The 20251-nt window shown below is 71.0% G+C and carries 18 protein-coding genes; 6 read left to right on the top strand and 12 right to left on the bottom strand.

All coding sequences use genetic code 11. From position 1 onward, the window contains the following. Positions 1–10: 10 nt before the first annotated feature. A complete protein-coding gene (locus tag B9S58_RS33605; protein WP_103535669.1) occupies positions 11–628 on the bottom strand; it encodes a VanZ family protein in 618 nt (205 codons plus the stop codon). A 99-nt stretch (positions 629–727) separates the two neighbouring features. Between B9S58_RS33605 and B9S58_RS33600 the strand changes: the two genes are divergently transcribed. Further along, a complete protein-coding gene (locus B9S58_RS33600; protein ID WP_103535718.1) occupies positions 728–1228 on the top strand; it encodes a tetratricopeptide repeat protein in 501 nt (166 codons plus the stop codon). A gap of 404 nt (positions 1229–1632) precedes the next feature. Here B9S58_RS33600 and B9S58_RS33595 read toward each other — a convergent pair whose 3' ends face one another. After that, positions 1633–1932: a type B 50S ribosomal protein L31 gene (locus B9S58_RS33595; protein WP_103535668.1), complete on the bottom strand. Its 300-nt coding sequence runs from the start codon at positions 1930–1932 to the stop codon at positions 1633–1635. A gap of 25 nt (positions 1933–1957) precedes the next feature. Next, positions 1958–2122, bottom strand: a complete 165-nt coding sequence (rpmG, locus tag B9S58_RS33590) for a 50S ribosomal protein L33 (protein WP_103535667.1) — start codon at positions 2120–2122, stop codon at positions 1958–1960. Positions 2123–2432: 310 nt separating this feature from the next. Here rpmG and B9S58_RS33585 point away from each other — a divergent pair, with 310 nt between their 5' ends. Then, the gene (locus B9S58_RS33585) at positions 2433–3863 is read left to right on the top strand and encodes a PP2C family protein-serine/threonine phosphatase (protein WP_103535666.1); all 1431 of its coding nucleotides are present in this window, start codon (positions 2433–2435) and stop codon (positions 3861–3863) included. A 56-nt stretch (positions 3864–3919) separates the two neighbouring features. Here B9S58_RS33585 and B9S58_RS33580 read toward each other — a convergent pair whose 3' ends face one another. Further along, a complete protein-coding gene (locus tag B9S58_RS33580) occupies positions 3920–5410 on the bottom strand; it encodes a hypothetical protein (protein ID WP_103535665.1) in 1491 nt (496 codons plus the stop codon). A gap of 231 nt (positions 5411–5641) precedes the next feature. Between B9S58_RS33580 and B9S58_RS33575 the strand changes: the two genes are divergently transcribed. The 3 genes from B9S58_RS33575 (at position 5642) to B9S58_RS33565 (ending at position 10327) form a co-directional block, all read left to right on the top strand. Next, positions 5642–6778, top strand: coding sequence for an aminoglycoside phosphotransferase family protein (locus B9S58_RS33575; protein ID WP_103535664.1), 1137 nt, complete (start codon positions 5642–5644; stop codon positions 6776–6778). A gap of 509 nt (positions 6779–7287) precedes the next feature. Next, on the top strand, positions 7288–7962 hold the full coding sequence (locus B9S58_RS33570) for a transglycosylase SLT domain-containing protein (RefSeq protein ID WP_103535663.1): 675 nt from the start codon (positions 7288–7290) through the stop codon (positions 7960–7962). 151 nt (positions 7963–8113) lie between these two features. Then, positions 8114–10327 carry a Geosmin synthase gene (locus B9S58_RS33565; RefSeq protein WP_103535662.1) on the top strand — a complete coding sequence of 738 codons (2214 nt, stop codon included), beginning with the start codon at positions 8114–8116 and terminating at the stop codon, positions 10325–10327. A gap of 79 nt (positions 10328–10406) precedes the next feature. Here B9S58_RS33565 and B9S58_RS33560 read toward each other — a convergent pair whose 3' ends face one another. The 7 genes from B9S58_RS33560 to B9S58_RS33530 form a co-directional block, all read right to left on the bottom strand. Continuing rightward, positions 10407–10964: a TetR/AcrR family transcriptional regulator gene (locus B9S58_RS33560; RefSeq protein ID WP_103535717.1), complete on the bottom strand. Its 558-nt coding sequence runs from the start codon at positions 10962–10964 to the stop codon at positions 10407–10409. 81 nt (positions 10965–11045) lie between these two features. After that, complete coding sequence (locus B9S58_RS33555) at positions 11046–12296, bottom strand: MFS transporter (RefSeq protein ID WP_103535661.1); 1251 nt, start codon at positions 12294–12296, stop codon at positions 11046–11048. A 218-nt stretch (positions 12297–12514) separates the two neighbouring features. Next, positions 12515–13015 (bottom strand): hypothetical protein, encoded by a 501-nt coding sequence (locus tag B9S58_RS33550; RefSeq protein WP_103535660.1) that lies wholly within the window; start codon positions 13013–13015, stop codon positions 12515–12517. A 76-nt stretch (positions 13016–13091) separates the two neighbouring features. Next, complete coding sequence (locus tag B9S58_RS33545) at positions 13092–14258, bottom strand: thiolase domain-containing protein (protein ID WP_103535659.1); 1167 nt, start codon at positions 14256–14258, stop codon at positions 13092–13094. Continuing rightward, complete coding sequence (locus tag B9S58_RS33540) at positions 14251–15303, bottom strand: thiolase domain-containing protein (protein WP_103535658.1); 1053 nt, start codon at positions 15301–15303, stop codon at positions 14251–14253. Before B9S58_RS33540 ends, B9S58_RS33545 begins: the two co-directional genes overlap by 8 nt. Further along, on the bottom strand, positions 15304–16269 hold the full coding sequence (locus B9S58_RS33535) for a Zn-ribbon domain-containing OB-fold protein (RefSeq protein ID WP_103535657.1): 966 nt from the start codon (positions 16267–16269) through the stop codon (positions 15304–15306). A gap of 59 nt (positions 16270–16328) precedes the next feature. After that, positions 16329–17129 (bottom strand): crotonase/enoyl-CoA hydratase family protein, encoded by an 801-nt coding sequence (locus B9S58_RS33530; RefSeq protein ID WP_103535656.1) that lies wholly within the window; start codon positions 17127–17129, stop codon positions 16329–16331. 167 nt (positions 17130–17296) lie between these two features. Here B9S58_RS33530 and B9S58_RS33525 point away from each other — a divergent pair, with 167 nt between their 5' ends. Further along, positions 17297–18919, top strand: coding sequence for an acyl-CoA synthetase (locus B9S58_RS33525; RefSeq protein WP_103535655.1), 1623 nt, complete (start codon positions 17297–17299; stop codon positions 18917–18919). A 204-nt stretch (positions 18920–19123) separates the two neighbouring features. On the opposite strand, the gene B9S58_RS33520 is transcribed toward B9S58_RS33525, so the two are convergent. Then, complete coding sequence (locus tag B9S58_RS33520) at positions 19124–20086, bottom strand: helix-turn-helix domain-containing protein (RefSeq protein WP_258045190.1); 963 nt, start codon at positions 20084–20086, stop codon at positions 19124–19126. Positions 20087–20251: the final 165 nt, after the last annotated feature.

Raw genomic sequence — 20251 nt, 5'->3', positions numbered from 1 at the left:
GGTGCCCGGCTCAGCGCCTGCGGAGGCGGTCGAGCGGGGAGCGGGCGGACTTGGTCCGCGCAGCCTTCGTACGACCGGCCTTCCTCGGCGCGCGCTTCGGCTCGGCCTCGGGCTCCTCCGGCTGTTCGGAAGGGCCGGGAACGTCGGCGTAGGTGTAGTAGCGGTGGCTGGCCCGGCGGCCCAGCACGATGTACCCCAGCAGCGCGCCCGCCGTGTTGAGGATGACGTCGTCGATGTCGAAGGCGCGCCCCGGGACCAGGGCTCCCTGGATCAGTTCGACGACGGCCATGACGACGGCCGTCAGCATCATCATCCGGATCATGCGCAGACGGCGTGGCACGAAGAACGGCAGCAGGAGCCCGAAAGGCACGCCGAGCAGCAGGTTTCCGCCCGCCTGTTCGCACGCGGCGAGGAAGGTGTAGTCCTCGGCGTACTGGTGCAGCGAGCGGCCGGGGCGGAGATTGGAGGTGACGAGGTCCTCGGAAGCCGGTGAAGGGGTGAGCGTCACCTTGGCCAGCAGCACGGAGAACACCACCAGACCCAGCAGCACCACCGTCAGGGCCGCCCCGCGCACCAGTACACGTACCCATGTCCTCTGGCCTGTACGGGGATTCGCCTCTGCTGTCATGGCCGACGGATGCCCCCGACCGACTGGAACACACACCCCGGGCGGGGCGCGGAGCCGAAACTCACCCGGCCGTCCGCGAGCGCCTGCGACGATGTGCGCATGAGCGCACGTAAGAAGAGGGACCTGCTGGACGAGGCCGATCGGTTGCGTACGGAGGGCCGGCCCGAGGAGGCGCGCGATCGGCTCCTCGGGCTGACCGCCGAGTACCCCGACGACGCGGAGGTGGCCTACCGAACGGCGTGGATCCACGACGTGCTGGGCCTGGAGTCGGAGGCGGTGCCGTACTACGAGCGCGCTCTGGCGAATCCGGAGCTCGCCGTGGAGGACCGGCGCGGGGCGCTCCTGGGCCTGGGCAGTACGTACCGGATCCTCGGCCGGTACGGGCAGGCGGTGGAGACGCTGCGCCGGGGCGTCGAGGAGTTCCCGGACGACGGTGCGCTGCGGGCGTTCCTGGCGATGGCCCTGTTCAACACCGACGAGCACCACGAGGCGATGCGGCTGCTGCTGGAGCTGACGGCCACGACCAGCCAGGACCCGTACGTCCAGCAGTACCGGCGAGCGATCGAGCACTACGCGAAGGACCTCCACGAGACCATGTGACCCGTGCGGGGGCGGGAGCGGCGAGTTCCGAGCGCGCCGGTCCGGGAGCGGCGGGGCAGGTCTTCGCCGGGTGATGACCGGGAACCTGTTCTGCTGGGGCGGTCTCGATGGGCGTACGGGTGACGCCGCGGACAAGGGGAAGCCCCGGCCGGATCGGGGGAATCCGGCCGGGGCGGCTCGAGTGCGGGCGTGAAGGGCGGTCGCCTCTCGGCGAAAGGCTCCACGGGGTTTCGACGGTGCGGTCTTCCCCGTGGGCCATAGGCGAGGCCCGGGGACACTGTCCCCCTCACACCCACGTATAGATGAACGATAAACCATCCCGGGCTGTTCCCTGGAATCCGCCTCCGCGGATGTGATCCACGGCACGGAGTTCCGGACTCCAACCCTGGCCAGGTCTCGTTCGGTCAGCTTCCGGACGTGTCGCCGGCACCGTAGCGGCGACGGAACTGTTCGACACGGCCCGCCGGGTCGAGCACCTGCCGGCCACCGGTGTAGAACGGGTGGCTCGCCGACGAGGTCTCGACGTCGATGACGGGGTAGGCGTTGCCGTCCTCCCACTCCACCCGCTCGCCGGAGTCGGCGGTCGAGCGGGTCAGGAAGGCGACGTCGACCGCGCGGTCACGGAAGACCACGGGGCGGGACACGGGGTGGATACGGGACTTCCTCGATGCGTTCCTTCCGCACCGCGGACAGCGGTGACACACAGGGAGACAGACTTCCTCCGGGCGGTCAGCGGACCTCACGGAACAGGATGTGCCGACCGGCGGCGGAGTCGAACTTGCGGAGCTCCAGCCGGTCGGGGGTGTTACGGCGGTTCTTCCGCGTCACATAGCTCCGACCCGTTCCGACGGTGGACCGGAGGGTGACGACGGGCCTGATCTCACTGCGCGCCATGGGCGCCTCCTGATGCCTCTGCCGACCCCACCCCCTTATCAGGAATGGGATTCATTTTCGCGTTGATGAGGTAACGCGAGCCGCCTCCGCGGCATTCCCGCCCCACCATGCGTCTCGAACCACGTGGCCAACTCACCCCAAACGTAAGCCTGTTCGGATTCCCGCCGCCCTGGAGAGCCGCTGGCATATACCAGACGCAAGAACGCATCGAGTGTCGCCAAATCCCTTACGGCCCACCGTGGCCTGTGCGACAGTCGTTGGCGGTCCACCCTTCAGGACCGGCTAGGCCGCGCCTGTATCGGAGTACGAGATGCCGTCCCCCCTCTTCGCGGACCGCCCCGCACCACAGCTTCCCGCGCATGACGCCGTCGACGACCTGATCCACCGGGCGCGCCGGCTGCGGGGGGACGTGGACGCCGTGCGGCGGGACGCCGTCGTGTTCGACGAGGACGACCCCCAGCTGCGCTGGCAGCGCGCCCTGTGCGAGCTGGCCGTGCACCACCTGGACAACCTCGACGAGCAGCTCGGCCAGCTCAGGGCGGGCCTGCCGGGTCCCCGCGCCGAGGACTCCGCCCCCCGGAGCCACGAGGCGCCAAAGGGTCCGATGGCCGGTTCCCTGCTGAACCGGGTGGGCAGCGCCGAGTGGAACCTCCTCACCGACGAGTCCAGCTGGTCCGAGGAGCTGTACGAGATCTTCGGCAGGCCACCCGGGTCCACGCCCCTCTCCCTGGACGACCTGCCGTCCGTGCTGCTGCCCGAGGACCAGCCGCAGCTGACGGCCATGGTGACGGGCTGCCTCGTCGACGGCCGGCCGATGGACGGCGAGTTCCGCATCGTGCGCCCCGACGGCCGCACGCGCACGCTGCACATGACGGGCGAGCCGGTGCTCGACGCCGAGGGCTGCACCGCCTCGATGTGGGCGGTCCTCCGGGACGTCAGCGAGCTGCGCCGCAGCGAGCAGGCCGTCAGCAGGAGCCGTGCGTCGGTGCGGCGCGACGAGCACATCGAGCGCACCGAGCACCGCATGGCCGTGGAGCTCCAGGAGACCGTCCTGCCGCCGTGGCGCGGATCGCTGCGCCTTCCGCAGCAGGGTCCCGGCGCCCTGGACATCGCCGCGCACTACCTCCCTTCCGAGTCGAGTGGGCTCATCGGCGGCGACTGGTACGACGCGATGGAGCTCCCGGACGGGCGTACCCTCCTCACCGTCGGTGACCTCACCGGGCACGGCATCCCCGCCACCTCGGCGATGGCGATGATGCTGGGCGCACTGCGCGGCATGGCCGTCGCCGGCATCGAGCCGGGCGCGCTCCTCGGACACCTCAACCAGGTCCTCGAAACGTCGATACAGCCCGCCCTGGGCAGCGCCCTGTGCTGCCGCTTCGACCCCGGCACCTCCCTTCTGTCCTGGGCCCAGGCCGGACACCCCGCACCGCTGCTCTTCCGCGGCGGTTCGGGACGGCTCCTGACACCGCCGGACGGCATGCTGCTCGGCGCCGCGTCCCACGCCGTCTTCGAGCAGGACGAGGTACGGCTGTTCCCCGGCGACGTGCTCGTTCTGCACACCGACGGCCTGACACGACGCGGTGACCGGGGTGCGGGCCCGGAGGCACTGCTCGCCCTCGCCCCCCGGTTCGCAGAGGCCCGTACGGCACAGGAGTGCGTCCGGAGCGTCGTCGAGGAGTTCGGCGGGACCGAGCGCCCGGACGACGCGTGCGTGCTGGTCGCCCGTATCGGGGCGTGAGGGAGCACGGACGTGTCAGGGTGTGAGGGAGCGCGGATCCGCGCGGCCGGGCCGGGTCAGATCTGCGTGCCCCTGGCCTTCTTCTGACTCGACGGCATCGAGAGCTCGATCTCCTCGCGAAGATCCTGGATCCCGGCGTATCCGGCGAACTGACCGGTGAGCCGGTACATTTCGCGGAGCCGGTCCCAGGTGCGGTGCGAGGAGGTCTCCCCCATCGACACCAGCGCGAGCCGGGCGTACCGGTCGGCCTGTTCGGGGTCGTTGGCGATGAAGCAGGCCGAGGCCAGCGAGATGTAGTCGAAGATCTTCGACCGCTGGCGCCCGTTGATCCGCAGCTCCAGCGCCTGCTTGGCATGGCGCTGGGCGATGATCGCGGCCCCTGGATCGTACTCGGCCAGCGTACGGAAGGCGAGCGCCTGCATGCCGTGCATATCGGCCTCGTCGAACATCTGCATCCAGCTCGGCGGCGGCACATCGCTCTTGTCCGAGACGAAGAGCTCCTCGGCCTCCCCGAGGGTGCGCCGCATCGCCTGGCCCCGGCCCATCGACGCCTGTGCCCAGGCCTCGATGGTGCGCAGCATGGCCTGCGTACGGGGCAGGGTCTCGTCGCCCGAGCCGGATTTGGCGAGCTTCATCAGGTCGAGTGCGTCGTCGGGCCGGCCGAGGTGCACCATCTGGCGTGCCGCCCGGGAGAGAGCTTCTCCGGCGCGTGGCCGGTCGCCGCCCTCACGAGCCGCGTGGGCTGCGATGACGAAGTACTTCTGGGCGGTGGGTTCGAGGCCGACGTCGTGGGACATCCAGCCCGCCAGGACGGCGAGATTGGCGGCGACGCCCCACAGGCGGCGCTGGAGATGGTCGGGGTGGCGGTAGGCGAGCATGCCGCCCACCTCGTTGAGCTGGCCCACGACCGCCTTGCGTTGGAGTCCGCCGCCCCGGGACGCGTCCCAGGCGCGGAACACCTCGACCGAATGCTCCAGGGCCTCGATCTCCTCGGAGCCGACCGGAGCGGCCTCGTACCGGTCGAAACCGGCGGGATCGGCGTGCAGGAGGTCGTTGGTAGGTGGAACATCGGCCGCCAGAACGGGGTCGCTGTGCAGCCAGTCGTACATGGGGCCGGCGATGGTTGAGCCGGCGGCGAGCGCGGCGCCCGCACCCACCAAGCCGCGTCGGTTGAGCATGAGGTCCATTCCCGTGAATTCGGTGAGGACCGCTGCCGTCCGTTCGGGCGCCCACGGCAATTGATCGGGATTGTGTTCCGTCCCGGAGTCTCGCCGTTTCCCCACACGCCCGCGTCGGCCGAACCCGAGGTCCTCGATGGTCACGACACGGCCGAGCCGCTCGGTGAACAGAGCCGCCAGCACTTCGGGCACGGGATCACGGGGGGACTCCCCCATGTCGATCCAGCGCCTGACACGCGAGGTGTCGGTGGCCAGCTGCGGATGGCCCATGGCCGCCGCCTGCCGGTTCACCATTCTCGCGAGTTCGCCCTTGGACCAGCCGGCCAGGCCGAACAGATCAGAAAGGCGGGTGTTGGGTTCTCCGGTCACTTCAAGCCCCCAGGTTCTCGGCTGACTTGACACTAACCCCCTGTCAGATGCGCTGTGACTATTCGCCAGGGTTCGCCAGGGTTCGCCAGATGGTCTGCCACCCGCGCTCCGGTGTCAGGTAGGAAAGCGCCACCCCGCCCGGCAGCCCTAGGTACTCCCCAGGGTGCCGAACGGCCGTCGGCCGGGTTGGCGCACGTACCTTGTCGGCGCACGAAGGGATCTGTCTCGCCCATGTACACAGCATCGTCCTCCGTGTCCGCCCCGCCCCGTCCGCTCCGCCCGATGGGCGCGGGCGGCGGGCCTTATCTCGCTCCTCACGCCGGCGCACCGGCGCAGGGTCCGGGCCGGGCCCGAAGGGCCCCGGGGCCGGGCACCGGACCGCTCAGCGGAAGAATCGACCTGTCCGGACCGCAGGGCGCGCAGGTGAGGATGGCCATCGCCTCCGTGCAGCGCATCTGCCCCGAGTTCAATCCGGTCCAGGTGCTGCGCCGCAGCGGCCGCTCGGTCCTGATCGTCGGAACGACCGGGCGGACCACCGCCGTGGCGAAGTGCTTACTGGACCACTCGCCGGCGTGGACCGAGCGGTTCCGGCACGAAATAGCGGCGTACCGCGCGTTCGTCCGGCACCGCCCCCCGGTTCGGGCGCCCCGGCTGATCGCGGCGGACCCGGAGAACTGCACGCTGGTGATCGAGCGGATGCCCGGCCGGGTCGCAGCTCTCACCCGGCATCCGGCGGAGGCCCCGCCGCGGGCCGACATCCGGGCCGCGCTGGGTGCGATCGCCCGGGTGAACGCCTGGCGGCCGCCGCCCGGACTGTTCGAGGCGCCGCTGGACTACGCCTCGCGGATCGCGCGCTACCATGAGCTCGGCCTGTTCACCGACCGTGACCTCGGTGACCTGCAGAAACTGCTGCACGGCCTGGCACACGCGGGCGGCAGGCAGGGCATGGGGCAGTTCTGCCACGGGGACGCGCTGCTCTCCAACATTCTGCTGTCGCCGACCGGACCGGTGCTCGTCGACTGGGAGCACGCCGGCTGGTATCTCCCGGGGTACGACCTGGCGACGCTGTGGGCGGTGCTGGGCGACGCGCCGGTGGCGCGACGCCAGATCAGCCAGCTGGCCCAGGCCAGGGGCCCGGCCGCGCGGGACGCGTTCCTGGTGAACCTGATGCTGGTGCTGACCCGCGAGATCCGCAACTACGAGACGGCGGTGCAGCGCACCATGCGGGAGGCGCCCTCGGTGGGTGCGGGGCAGGACCGTCCCGGTGCGCTCTCCTCGGGCGAGGAGCAGCGACTGCTGCTGCGGAGGCTGCACGACGACTGCGCGATGGCGCGGCGGGCGGTGCGGGCGGCGGTCGGTACCCGCTGAGCAGGGACGGAGACGCGGGCCAACGGCCTGCCTGTCGAGAACCACAGTGACCAGACCACTGTGAAGAAGAAGCGCGCTGCGGGACCGGTGCCGACACACCGGTCCCGCAGCGCGCTGTTCTGCGTTCGGGGCCCGTACGGCGGGTCCGGAACCACCCTTCCGGGCCCTGGCTCCCCGTGATCACGCGTTGACCCTGTGCTGCCCCGGGGTCCCCGGCGGGTGAGGCCCGCCACGAGACCCACGTCACCTACGACCTCCGATAGTGGACGTGAGGCCTCCCGTTCGGCGCAACGAACAGCCCATATGGCTCATAAATTGGCATCTCACGATGAAGAGTAGTAAAGGCGGTCATTGCTTCCTATGTCGGTCAGCGCTAACCATGGATCCCGGCAAGCACCGAGTACGAGCCAGCGTCGATCGCCCACCGGCGACCGCGGCCCGGACACCCCGGTTCCTGCCGACGCGGCGCGAAGGCCGCGAAGCCCGTCCCCCACAGGAAGAGCTCACGCATGCCCCGCATCTCCACCCTGCGCATCACCCGCTCGCACAAGATCGCCACCGCCGTACTCGTCGCGGCCGGTTCGGTCACCGCCATAGCCGCCACCGGCAGCCCGAGCGAAGCGCAGACCACGGCGACCCGGTCCTCCATCTCCGTGGAGCCGGTCGCCGCCGCAGGCATCCCCACGGCGAAGGACGCGGCGGCCAAGAAGGCCGCTCAGGAGACCGCCGCCAAGGAAGCCGCGGCGAAGAAGGCCGTCGCCGACCGCAAGGCCGCCGCGGAGAAGGACGCCGCCAAGGAGCGGTCCGAGAAGCAGGCCGCCAACCGCTCCACCGAGCGCAAGGCCGTCACGCCCAAGAGGTTCGCGAACAACCTCGACGGCTGGATCCGCGAGTCGCTCGACATCATGAAGAAGAAGAACATCCCCGGCTCATATGAGGGGCTGCACCGCAACATCATGCGCGAGTCCAGCGGCAACCCGAACGCCGTCAACGACTGGGACATCAACGCGCGGAACGGCATTCCCTCCAAGGGTCTCCTCCAGGTGATCCAGCCCACCTTCGACGCCTACCACGTCAAGGGCACCCCGAAGAAGCTCACCGACCCGGTCGCCAACATCACCGCCGCCGCGAACTACGCCGCGGACCGGTACGGCTCGATCGACAACGTCGACTCCGCCTACTGAGCGACCGACTTCCGAGCACGTACAGGCCGGGCCGCGATTATGTGACTAATCGCCGTCGTGCGTGCTCCGTATGGCCGAAGGGTAGTGCTGCGCGGACATCACCGGTCCGCGCGTTTCCCCGCGCGGAGGCTTCTGGAAAGGCCTGACGCACATGGCACAGCCCTTCTCTCTGCCGGACTTCTATGTTCCGTATCCGGCGCGGCTCAACCCTCACGTGGAGGCGGCACGCACGCACACCCGGGCGTGGGCCCGCTCCATGGGGATGCTGGAGGGGTCCGGCATCTGGGAGGAGAAGGACCTGGAGGCGCACGACTACGCCCTCCTGTGCGCCTACACCCACCCCGACTGCTCGGCCGAGGCGCTCTCCCTGGTCACCGACTGGTACGTGTGGGTCTTCTTCTTCGACGACCACTTTCTGGAGCTGTTCAAGCGCACACCCGACCGGGAGGGCGGCAAGCGGTATCTGGACCGGCTCCCCGCCTTCATGCCGATGGAGCGGGGCGCGGCGACGCCGGAGCCGGAGAACCCCGTCGAGGCGGGGCTCGCGGATCTGTGGGCCCGTACGGTCCCGGCGATGTCGGACGCCTGGCGGGCCCGGTTCGCGGAGGCGACGGAGAACCTCCTCAACGAGTCCCTGTGGGAGCTCGCCAACATCCACGAGGGCCGCATCGCGAACCCCGTCGAGTACATCGAGATGCGCCGCAAAGTGGGCGGTGCCCCCTGGTCCGCGGGTCTGGTGGAGTACGCGGCGAACGCCGAGGTGCCCGCGTCGGTCGCCGACGCCCGCCCGCTGCGGGTGCTGCGGGACGCCTTTTCCGACGGGGTGCACCTGCGCAACGACCTCTTCTCCTACCAGCGTGAGGTGGAGGACGAGGGGGAGAACAGCAACGGCGTGCTGGTGCTGGAGAAGTTCCTCGGCTGCCCCACGCAGGAGGCCGCCGAGTCCGTCAACGATCTGCTGACCTCACGGCTCCAGCAGTTCGAGAACACCGCGCTGACCGAACTCGGCCCGCTCTGCGCCGAGAAGGGCCTGGACCCCACGCAGACCGCTGCCGTGCTGGCGTACGTCAAGGGGCTCCAGGACTGGCAGTCCGGCGGCCACGAATGGCACATGCGCTCCAGCCGCTACATGAACGGCGGAGGCGCGGGCGAGGCCGTGTCCGGCTTCGGCATGTCCGCCGCCTCCATCAGGTTCACGCTCCGCTCGGAGACCGCCCGGGCCCGCAGTCACAGCCATGTGCCGTACCAGCACGTGGGGCCCTCGCTGCTGCCGGACTTCGACCTGCCGTTCGGGACGACGCTGAGCCCGCATCTGGAGGGGGCCCGGGTCCGGATCGTCGACTGGGCGCGGCGGATGGGCATCCTGGAGGCTCAGCCGGGCGTGCCGGGTTCGCACATCTGGGACGAGCGGCGGCTCGTCGCGATCGACCTGCCGCTGTGCGCGGCGGGCCTGCATCCGGACGCGACCCCGGACGAACTGGACCTGGGCTCGGGCTGGCTGGCCTGGGGGACGTACGGGGACGACTGGTTCCCGGTCGTGCACGGGCGGGCCCGGGACCTGGCGGGGGCGCGCCTGGCCAACGAACGGCTGTCGCTGTTCATGCCGCTGGACGGCGAGGGGACGCCGGAGCCGGTGAACGCCCTGGAGCGGAGCCTGGCCGATCTGTGGCGCAGGACGGCCGCTCCGATGGACATGAGCGGGCGGCGCACCTTCCGGACCGCGATCGAGTCGATGACCGAGAGCTGGCTGTGGGAGCTGGCGAACCAGGCGCAGAACCGTATCCCCGATCCGGTGGACTACGTGGAGATGCGACGGGCGACGTTCGGTTCGGACCTGACGATGAGCCTGTGCCGGCTCGGGCACGGCAGGAAGGTTCCGGACGAGGTCTACCGCAGCGGTCCGATGCGTTCCCTGGAGAACGCGGCGGCGGACTACGCGTGCCTGATGAACGACCTGTTCTCGTACCAGAAGGAGATCGAGTACGAGGGAGAGGTGCACAACGGTGTCCTGGTCGTGCAGAACTTCTTCGGCGTGGACTATCCGACGGGCGTGGCGATCGTGCACGACCTGATGAACTCGCGGCTGCGGCAGTTCCTGCATGTCGCCGAGGTCGAACTCCCGGTGCTGTACGACGACTTCGGCCTGGACGCCGAGGCGCGGGAGGTCCTGGCGGGCTATGTGCAGGAGCTCAAGCACTGGATCGCGGGGATCCTGATCTGGCACCGGGGCTGCCGTCGCTACCGTGAGGAGGACCTGCGGGGCGGCCACGCCGCCCCCTGGCGCCTGAGCGGCCCCACAGGCATGGGTACGTCGGCGGCGCAGGTGACCCGGAAGATGGCCCGACTCGCGGGCAGCCCGGCGTAGGTCACGGGCAGGTGGCCCGCCGTGCGGAGGAACGCGCGGCGGGCCACGGACGGCAGCGGAACCGGCCCTGGCCGGGGGCTCAGAGCAGGACGTGCCGGAGCACCGTCTCGAACTCGGCCGCCGTCGGCGGTGTGTCGGTCAGCAGCCCCTGGAGGAGCAGGCCGTCGATGACGCCCTTGAAGACCTGCACCCGGACCGGATCGGTGGTGTAGCGGTGGGCGTATCCGGCGATGGCGTCCAGCCAGTGCCCGGTGGAGGTGCGCAGCTCCGGCCGACGGGCGGCGAGCAGGTAGAGCTCGTACTCGGCGAGCAGGCGGCCGGGGCCCGACACGACGTCAGCGAGCAGATCGGCGAGGACGGTCAGACCCTCGGGGCCGCCGTCGGCCTTCTCCGCCAGGAGCCGCAGCCGTTCGGCGTCCTGGTCCATACAGGCGGTGAGCGCGGCGGTGAGCAGGTCGTCGATACTCTTGAAGTAGTAGGCGGCGGCGGTGGCGGGCTGGTCGGCCTCGCGCGCCACCGCCCGGTGGCTGACGCCGGCGACGCCCTCGCGGGCCACCACCCGGAGGGTGGCCTCAATGAGTTCCTGCCGCCGGAGCTCGCCCTTGAGCAGGCGTCCGTCGGTCTGCTGTGGGTGCATCATGCCCTCCGGGCGTCGTGGTCGGAGCGGGGACGGGAACGGCGGGCCGTCCCCTTCCCCGCGGCTGCTGGGCCCGGGCGGCTACGGAGCGGACTTCGCGTGCCCCAGGTCGGCAGGTTGGCCCCCGGGCAGCTCGGCGCGCTCCCGCAGGCCGCGGTCGAGGGGCCGCTGGGCGATCAGCGCCAGCAGCACCGTCGCGCCGCCCGCGGCGATGGCGACGGTGAATCCGCCGGAGGGGCCGAGGCGGTCGACCATACCGCCCGACACCGAGGCGCCGAGCGCGACACCGACGCTGAGGCCGGTGATCGCCCAGGTCATCCCTTCGGTGAGGACGGTGGGCGGCACCGTCTTCTCCACCAAACCCATCACCACGATCATGGTAGGCGCGAAGAAGACGCCGGAGAAGAAGACGGCGGCCGAAAGCGTGGCGATGTCGCCGACGAGCAGCAGCGGCAGCGTCGTCAGGGCGGTGCCGACCGTGCTCAGCAGAAGCAGCCGGGGCAGCGGTGTAGTGAGCCTGAGGGCGCCGAAGACCAGCCCGGCGCCGGCCGAGCCGACCGCGTAGACGGAGAGCACGATGCCCGCGCCGACCGGGGAACCCTGCTCCTCGGCGAACGCGACGCTGACCACGTCCACGGTGCCGACGATCGTGCCGCCCGCGACAAGGGTGAGGGCCAGCAGGACGAGCGGCCCGCCACGCAGCGCCGAGACGCTCGGGGCGCCGTCGGCGGCCGGCTGGATCACCGGCGGTTCGGTGCGCCTCTGCGGGACGAACATGAGGACGCCGAGGGTGAGCAGCACCACTGCCACCAGGGGTCCGGCCTCCGGGAAGAGCGCGGTACTCAGCGCGACCGAGAGAGCGGGCCCCACCACGAAGGTGAGCTCGTCGACGACCGATTCCAGTGAGTAGGCGGTGTGCAGCCGGTCGGAGCCGCGGTAGACGTGGGTCCACCGGGCGCGGACCATCGCGGCCAGGTTGGGCATCGTCCCGGCCACCACTGCGCTGCCGAACAGCGTCCAGACGGGAGCGTCGTAGCGGGCGCAGAGCAGCAGCACGCCCATGGCGATGACGCTGAGTCCGGTGGCGGGGAGAAGCACCTTGCTCTGGCCCCGACGGTCGACCATGCGGGAGATCTGGGGGCCGCAGAGGGCCATGGAGAGAGTGAAGGTGGCGGAGACGGCTCCTGCCAGGCCGTACTCCCCCTTCATCTGGGACAGCATCGTGATGATCCCGATGCCGGCCATCGAGAGGGGCATCCGGGCGACGAAGCCCGCGGCGGAAAAGGCCACGGAGCCCGGCGTCGTGAAGAGGGTGCCATAGGGATTGGCCATGGGGATGGGCCTCCGAACGGGGAGAAAGACGTTGAACGAATGTTACACATTGAACAGTCGTTACATTTTCTCACCGGTCGGTCCCCCACCATCCGTGTCAACGCGCGAGTCCCGTCGCGTTCAGGGCGGGGGTCAGCCCCTCGGGGTCGCCCGGGCAGGGGGACGGGCATGGAAGAAGGCCGCCCGGAAGGATCCGGACGGCCTAGCGCAGGGACGTTTCAGCCTTGCTGGAACAGCTCCGCGGGCAGGGGCTTGAGCAGGGTGTACAGGTCGTCGGTGATCGGCCGGTCCCAGCTGGCGATGGTCACGAGGACGCCGTCGCTGCGGTCGAACTGGACGCAGGCGATACGGCTCTCGGAGAGCTTGACGCGGTGGACGATCAGCAGATTGTCGCCCTGCATGACGGGGACGTCCTCGGAGCTGACGACCTCGATCGGCTCGTCGTTCTCCAGGGCGAGGAGCAGCTGGGCCACCTCGAAGGGGATCTGGCCCTCCTCGGTCTCGCGGGCGGGCGAGCCTTCCGGGAGGTTGCCGATGATCATCGCCGGGCCCCGGCCGCCGTACAGGTCGTAGCGGAGGAAGACGCCCTGACAGCTGCCGTCGGGGGCGGGGAGCAGACCGGCGCCGAGGTTGCCGGGCCAGTCCCCGGGGTCCATGGCCAGGACGTCGAAGTCCGGGCCCGCGGGTGTTGCGGCGCTACGGCGGCGGAGGAAGGACATGCTGCCATGTTACGTGTCCCGGCTCACCCCGCGGAGCCGGGCCCGGCCCCCGCGGGACCGGGCCCGCCGCGCTCCCTCAGCCCGGCGGGGGTTCCGCTCCCACGAGCCACATGGCGAAGAACTGCGCCCCTCCGCCGTAGGCGTGGCCGAGCGCCCTGGTGGCCCCGTCGATCTGGTGCTCCCCAGCCCTCCCGCGTACCTGCAGCGCCGCCTCGGCGAAGCGGATCATGCCGGACGCGCCGATGGGGTTGGTGGACAGTACGCCGCCCGAGGGGTTGACGGGGAGGTCGCCGTCGAGTTCGGTGACGCCCGCCTCGGTGAGCTTCCAGCCCTCGCCCTCGTCGGCAAAGCCGAGGTTCTCCAGCCACATCGGCTCGTACCAGGAGAACGGCACGTACATCTCGACCGCGTCGATCTCCCGGCGCGGGTCGGTGATCCGGGCCTGCCGGTAGACATCGGCGGCGCAGTCCTTGCCGGCCTGCGGGGAGACGAAGTCCTTGCCCGCGAACAGGGTCGGTTCGCTGCGCATCGCCCCGCCGTGCACCCAGGCGGGCGGGTGGGGCGAGCGGGCCGCGCCGTCCCGGTCGATGAGGATCATGGCGCAGGCGCCGTCGGAGGAGGGGCAGGTCTCGGAGTAGCGGATCGGGTCCCAGAGCATGGGGGCGGCCCGGACCTTCTCCAGGGTGATGTCGTGGTCGTGGAGGTGCGCGTAGGGGTTCTTCAGCGCGTTGCGGCGGTCCTTGTACGCGACGAGCGACCCGACCTCGTCGGGCGCTCCGGTACGCCGCATGTACGCGCGCACGTGGGGGGCGAAGAAGCCGCCCGCCCCGGCCAGCAGCGGCTGCTGGAAGGGGACGGGCAGCGAGAGCCCCCACATGGCGTTGGACTCGGACTGTTTCTCGAAGGCCAGGGTGAGGACGGTGCGGTGCACGCGGGCGGCGACGAGGTTGGCAGCGACCAGGGCGGTGGAGCCGCCGACCGAGCCCGCCGTGTGGACGCGGAGCATGGGTTTGCCGACGGCGCCCAGCGCGTCGGCGAGGTAGAGCTCCGGCATCATGACGCCCTCGAAGAAGTCGGGCGCCTTGCCGATCACGACGGCGTCGATGTCGCTCCAGGTCAGCCCGGCGTCCTCCAGGGCCCGGACGGCGGCCTCGCGGACCAGTCCGGCGATGGACACGTCGCGCCGGGCGGCGACGTGTTTGGTCTGGCCGATGCCGACGACGGCGACGGGCTCCTTAGCCATGAGCGCTCTCCCCTTCCAGGACGGCGACCAGGTTCTGCTGCAGGCAGGGCCCGGAGGTGGCGTGCGCGAGCGCCCGGTCGGACTCGCCCCGGTGGATGCGGGCGGCTGCCTCGCCGAGCCGGATCAGGCCGGCGGCCATCACGGGGTTGGCGGCGAGCGCCCCGCCGGAGGGGTTGACCAGGACGTTGTCGCCCAGCCCGAGGGCGTTGCGCAGGACGACCTCCTGAGAGGTGAACGGGGCATGCAACTCGGCGGTGTCGACAGGTCGCTCAAAGGCTCCGGCGCGCTCGGCGGCGAGCCGCGCAGAGGGCGAGTCGGTCAGGTCGCGGACGCCGAGGCCGTGCGCCTCGATGCGGTGGTCGATGCCCCGGATCCAGGCGGGCCGTTCGCACAGGGCGCGGGCGGTGTCCCCGGCGGCGAGGATCACGGCTGCGGCGCCGTCGCCGATGGGCGGGCAGTCGCCGGTGCGCAGCGGATGGACGAGGTAGTCGCCGGCGGGGACGTCGCCGGTGAGCTGGGCGTGCGGGTTGTCGGCGGCGGCGGTGCGGTTGCGGGCGGCGACCTCGGCGAGGGCGGGTTCGTCGGTGGCGCCCGCGTCGATGAGGGCCCGCGCCTGGAGGGCGGCGAGCGCGACGGAGTCCGGCCAGAGCGGGGCGAGGTAGTAGGGGTCGAGCTGGCGGGTGAGGACGTCGCGGACCCGGCCGGGCGATGACTTGCCGTAGGAGTAGACGAGCGCGGTGTCCGCCTCGCCGGTCTGGATCTTCACCCAGGCCTCGTACAGCGCCCAGGCCCCGTCCATCTCGACGTGGGACTCGGAGATGGGCGGATGGGCGCCGACGCCGTCGAGCGCCATGGTGAACGAGAAGGCCCGCCCCGCGAGGTAGTCGGCGGAGCCGGAGCAGGTGAACCCGATCTCGTTCGCCTTGAGGCCGGTCACACCCAGGACCTCGTGGAGGACGGGCATCAGCAGGTCGACCTCGGAGAGTTCGTCGGTGCGCCGACGGTGCGCGGTCTGGGCGAAGGCGACGATGGCCACGTCCCGCATCTACACCAGCTCCTTGTACGTGTCGTAGTCGGCGTCGGGCTCCCCGGTGGGCCGGTAGTGGTCGGGGTGGCGGGGCCCCTGACCAGCACCGGTCCAGACGGGCTCGACCCGCAGCCCCATCCGCACCTGGTCGTACGGGATTCCGGCGATGCGTCCGTGCAGGGCGAGGTCGGCCCCGTCGAGGGCGATGTGGGCGTAGACGTAAGGGACTTCGAGATCGAGATTCGCCGTATGAGCGGCTTTGATGTTGACGATGCAGAACGTGGTGACCGTGCCGCGCGGACCGACCTCGACCTGTTCGGCGGTGGCGACCCCGCAGGTGGGGCAGGCCCCGCGGGGCGGGACGTAGACCTTACTGCAGGCGGGGCAGCGTTCGCCGACGGTGCGGTGTCCTTCGAGGGCGGTGAGGTAGGCGCTCTGGGCGCGGCCCGGGGTGTGGACGTAGTCGAGGCGGGCCGGGGTGACGATGCCGGTGACGGGGTCGGCGAACAGGCCGGTGTGCGGCGCGGGTTCGAAGCCGCCGGGGTCACCCCCGTACGGTTCGAAGCAGGCGATGTCGGTGATGGCGCCGGTGCGCGTCTCGGCCCAGCGGATCCGGACGCGCATCCCGGTGCGCACGGCGTCCGGTCCCGGTGCGTCGAGGGCGTGCAGGAGCGCGGTGCCGGCCCCGTCGAGGCGGACGAGCACCCAGGCGAAGGGGGTGCCGAGCGGCTGGTCGCGGCGCGGGGCCGGATTCCAGGCCCAGGTGGTGACGGTGCCGGTGGGGGCGACCTCGACGAGGTCGCGGAGCTCGTTCGCGGTGACGGGGTCGTACTCGACGGGCGGCACGAGCACCGTGCCGTCCTCCGTGCGGACGCCCAGGACGGTGCCTTCGCGCAGTCCGGTGAGGAAGGCGCTCTGGACGGGCCCGAGCGAGCGGGTGAAGGGGAATTCGACCACCAGCGGGGCGCTGAGGACGTCGGTCATGGCTGCTGCCTCCTTGGTTCGGGCCGAGGGCTCAGGACTGAGGGCTGGGAGCTGGGTGCTCAGGCGCGCCGGTAGACGGGGGGGCGCTTCTCGGCGAACGCACGTGCTCCCTCCTTGGCGTCCTCGGTGGCGAACACGGGCCAGCCGCGCTTGAGTTCGGCGGCCAGGGCCTCGCTCTCGGTCAGCTCGGCGCCCTCGTAGACCGAGGCCTTGACGGCCTCGACGGCGAGCGGCCCGCAGGCGTTGATCCGCTCGGCGACGGCGAGGGCCTCCTCCAGTGCGGTTCCGTCGGGCACGACCCTGCCGATGAGTCCGATGGCGGCGGCCTCGTCGGCGGTGTACGGGCGGCCGGTGAGGAGCATTTCGAGGGCGTGGGTGCGGGGGATCTGGCGGGGCAGCCGGACGGTGGAGCCACCGATCGGGAAGAGGCCCCGGCGGACCTCGAAGAGCCCGAAGGCGGCGCCCGCTCCGGCGATGCGGATGTCGGTGCCCTGGAGGATCTCGGTGCCGCCCGCGACACAGGGGCCCTCCACGGCGGCGATCACCGGTTTGCGCGGGCGGTGGTGGCGCAGCATCGCCTTCCAGTGGAGGTCCGGGTCGGCCGTCATCCGTTCCCGGTACTCCTCCCCCGCCATTCCACCGCCCGCGAGGACCTTGAGGTCCATGCCGGCGCAGAACGCGCCGCCCGCGCCGGTCAGGACGACCGAGCGGACCGTGTCGTCCGCGTCGGCCGCGAGCCAGCCGTCATACAGGCCGACGAGCATCGGCAGTGACAACGCGTTCCTGGCCTGTGGTCTGTTCAAGGTGAGCACCAGCGTGGCGCCTTCGCGCCGCACGACGAGGTGTTCCGTACCGCCCATGACCGACTCCTGTTCTCCAGACCCGGAACAGGTTGCAGGAGGAGTGGACGCAGTTCAATAGTTATCTGACAGATCGTCAGATTGTTTCGACGCCACCCCTTCCCACTTGTGCCACCCGGCGCTCTAATGACGGCCGAGTCGCCAGTCACCCGGGGTCAGGAGGAACGGTGGAGTACAACCTTGCCGACCTGTTCGAATCGGTCGTCGACGCGGTGCCCGACCGCGAGGCGCTCCTGTACGTCGACCATCCCGGTACGGGCGCGGAGCGGCGGCTCACCTATGCGGAGCTGGACGCCGCCGCCAACCGGATCGCCCACCACCTGACCGACGCGGGGATCCGGCCGGGTGAGCATCTGGGGCTGCACCTCTACAACGGGGTCGAATACCTCCAGACGGTCCTGGGGGCCCTCAAGGCCCGGATCGTCCCGGTGAACGTCAACTACCGATATGTCGAAGAGGAGTTGGTCTACCTCTACCGGGATGCGGACCTGGCGGCACTGGTCTTCGACGGCGAGTTCGACGAGCGGGTCGCGGCGGCCGCCCCGCAGGCCCCGGGCCTGCGCCATCTGGTCCGGGTGGGGCCCGCCCCCGCCGCTCCCCCGACCCTGCCGGTCGCGTCCTTCACCGAGGCGGAGGAGTCGGGTGGGTCCGGGCGCGGTTTCGCGCCCCGCTCCGCCGACGACCAGTTCATCATCTACACCGGCGGCACGACCGGCATGCCGAAGGGCGTGATGTGGCGTCAGGAGGACTTGTTCTTCTCGGGCCTGGGCGGCGGGGCACCGACCGGTGAGCCGGTGAGGTCCCCGCAGGAGCTGGCGGAGCGGGTAGCGGCCGGCGGCGACGGGATCACCTTCTTCCCCACCCCGCCGCTGATGCACGGGACCTCGACGCTCACCGCGTTCATCGGCTTCAACTTCGGCCAACGCGTCGTCGTGCACCGCAAGTTCGTACCCGATGAGGTACTGCGAACGATCGAGAAGGAGAAGGTCACCAGCGTGTCGCTGGTCGGTGACGCGATGCTGCGCCCGCTGATCGACTGCCTGAACGGACCACTGCGCGGGACGGACTGCTCGTCACTGTTCTCCGTCTCCAGCTCCGGGGCGATCATGTCGGACTCGGTACGGGCGGAGTTCCAGGCGCTGGTGCCGACGGTGATGCTGCTGAACAACTTCGGCTCCTCCGAGTCCGGCTTCAACGGCACGGCCACCGCCGACTCGGGACCGGAGAAGGGCTTCCGGGTTCAGGTCAACGCCCGTACGGCCGTGGTCGATCCGGTGACGTTCGAGCCGGTGGCACCCGGCGAGCCGGGCCGCATCGCCCAGCGCGGGCATGTCCCGCTCGGCTACTACAACGACCCGGCCAAGACCGCCGACACCTTCTTCCGCAGGGGCGAGGAGCGGTGGGTACTGCTGGGCGACATGGCGACCGTGGACGCGGACGGCATCGTCACCGTGCTCGGCCGGGGCTCCCAGTGCATCAACACCGGAGGCGAGAAGGTGTATCCGGAGGAGGTCGAGCAGGCACTCAAGTCCCTTCCGGACGTGTACGACGCGCTCGTCGCGGGCGTCCCCGACGCACGCTGGGGCAACCGGGTGGCCGCGGTGGTCCAACTGCGCGAGGGCGCAGAGGCGTTGACCCTGGAGGCGCTGCAGACGCACTGCCGGTCCCGGCTCGCCGGCTACAAGATCCCCCGCGCACTGGTGCTCGCCGACCGGATCCAGCGGTCGCCGAGCGGCAAGGCGGACTACCGGTGGGCGAAAGCGGTGGTGGCGGGGGCCGCTAGGAGTTGAGGGGCCGCCCGTTCGGGCTCGGGCGCTGATCGTCAACGCCCCGTCGCCGATCGTCAAGGACAGGGCGGGAATCGATCCGCAGACTGGTGGGCGTCGGGGTGCCCGGTGCCACGGGGGTGCGCCGAGCGCCCCACACCGTCGCGCCTTGACACCTGTACGGGAAACGGGACCGGCGGCGAACGCGGTCGAGGTCCGGGAGCGTGGTCAGCGCACCGGCTCCGCTCCCTCCCGGAGCTTGACCTCGCGGTAGTCACTGGGGGACATGCCGTGGGCGGCCCGGAACACCCGGCTGAAGTGGGCGGGCGCGCCGAAGCCGCACCGGGCCGCGATCGTGTGCAGCGGTGTATGGGCCAGGGCGGGGTCGGCGAGGTCCCGGCGGGCCCGGTCAAGGCGTTGGCTCCGGATGAGCGCGGCCACCGTGGTGCCCTCCCGCCGGAACAACCGGTGCAGGTGCCGGGTGGACATGTGGTGCGCGGCGGCGACGGCCGCCGGGGTGAGCCGGGGGTCGTGGAGGTTGCCGCCGATGAAGGAGCGGATGGTCAGGACGAGGTTGCGGGTACGGGTCTCCGGAGAAAGGGCCGTCTCCCGGTCGAGCCCGCGGGAGAGCAGTCCGGCCGCCAGATCGAGCAGGACCCGGTTCAGCCGGGGCGCGTCGGCTGGACCGTAGACGTCGGACGGGTCCGCCAGTTGCGTGATGAACTGGGTGAGCAGCGCACCGAAGCCGTGCCGGCCGGGCAGCCGCCGGCCCAGCACGTGGTCCAGGGACGTGCTCATCGGAAGGCGCAGCAGCGACCGGGGGATGTCCACGCCCACTCCCACGATCGGCTCGTCATCGGTCCGGACGTCGCAGGGCCTGGACATGTCGAGGACGTAGAGGTCGTGCGGTTCGACGGCGCTGCGCAGCCCGCCCTGTTCGACGAGCATTTTCCCGCAGCCGGGCAGGACCAGCGTCATGTGGAGCAGTCCCGGGTCGGACTGCCGGATCAGCCGGGGCGTGCGCCGGTAGCGGGACGCGTGCAGGCGGGTGGGCCACAGCAGGGTGTCCTCGATGCGCAGGAGCCGGTGGTCGGCCCAGAAGTCGTCGGCGTGGGGGCTGGTGATCTCCATGGGCGCGACGACGTCGGTCATGCACTGCTGCCAGCCGGCGAACCGATCACTCCGCGGCATGGCATCGGTCCGGAACCGTCCTTCGGTCAGCACGTGCCGCCTCCCCCTTCGCGCCTCGCGCGGCTTCCCCCCGCGCGGTCGTCCCCTTCAGGATCTTTCATCGCTACCGGTTCGACAACCACCGCCGCCGCTGGTGGTGGACTTGATCACCCCGGCCGGGACCGG

Origin of the sequence: Streptomyces sp. SM11 (genome assembly GCF_002910905.1) — a bacterium.
Classification (GTDB): Bacteria; Actinomycetota; Actinomycetes; order Streptomycetales; family Streptomycetaceae; genus Streptomyces.
The sequence above is the reverse complement of the archived record's forward strand: the minus strand, read 5'-3'. Positions and strand labels throughout refer to the sequence as shown.

Bases quoted from the DNA above. Each gene is read 5' to 3' on its own strand.
- B9S58_RS33605 (WP_103535669.1), bottom strand. From the start codon at position 628: ATGACAGCAGAGGCGAATCCCCGTACAGGCCAGAGGACATGGGTACGT.
- B9S58_RS33600 (WP_103535718.1), top strand. From the start codon at position 728: ATGAGCGCACGTAAGAAGAGGGACCTGCTGGACGAGGCCGATCGGTTG.
- rpmG (WP_103535667.1), bottom strand. From the start codon at position 2,122: ATGGCGCGCAGTGAGATCAGGCCCGTCGTCACCCTCCGGTCCACCGTC.
- B9S58_RS33585 (WP_103535666.1), top strand. From the start codon at position 2,433: ATGCCGTCCCCCCTCTTCGCGGACCGCCCCGCACCACAGCTTCCCGCG.
- B9S58_RS33575 (WP_103535664.1), top strand. From the start codon at position 5,642: ATGTACACAGCATCGTCCTCCGTGTCCGCCCCGCCCCGTCCGCTCCGC.
- B9S58_RS33570 (WP_103535663.1), top strand. From the start codon at position 7,288: ATGCCCCGCATCTCCACCCTGCGCATCACCCGCTCGCACAAGATCGCC.
- B9S58_RS33565 (WP_103535662.1), top strand. From the start codon at position 8,114: ATGGCACAGCCCTTCTCTCTGCCGGACTTCTATGTTCCGTATCCGGCG.
- B9S58_RS33560 (WP_103535717.1), bottom strand. From the start codon at position 10,964: ATGCACCCACAGCAGACCGACGGACGCCTGCTCAAGGGCGAGCTCCGG.
- B9S58_RS33555 (WP_103535661.1), bottom strand. From the start codon at position 12,296: ATGGCCAATCCCTATGGCACCCTCTTCACGACGCCGGGCTCCGTGGCC.
- B9S58_RS33550 (WP_103535660.1), bottom strand. From the start codon at position 13,015: ATGTCCTTCCTCCGCCGCCGTAGCGCCGCAACACCCGCGGGCCCGGAC.
- B9S58_RS33545 (WP_103535659.1), bottom strand. From the start codon at position 14,258: ATGGCTAAGGAGCCCGTCGCCGTCGTCGGCATCGGCCAGACCAAACAC.
- B9S58_RS33540 (WP_103535658.1), bottom strand. From the start codon at position 15,303: ATGCGGGACGTGGCCATCGTCGCCTTCGCCCAGACCGCGCACCGTCGG.
- B9S58_RS33535 (WP_103535657.1), bottom strand. From the start codon at position 16,269: ATGACCGACGTCCTCAGCGCCCCGCTGGTGGTCGAATTCCCCTTCACC.
- B9S58_RS33530 (WP_103535656.1), bottom strand. From the start codon at position 17,129: ATGGGCGGTACGGAACACCTCGTCGTGCGGCGCGAAGGCGCCACGCTG.
- B9S58_RS33520 (WP_258045190.1), bottom strand. From the start codon at position 20,086: ATGCCGCGGAGTGATCGGTTCGCCGGCTGGCAGCAGTGCATGACCGAC.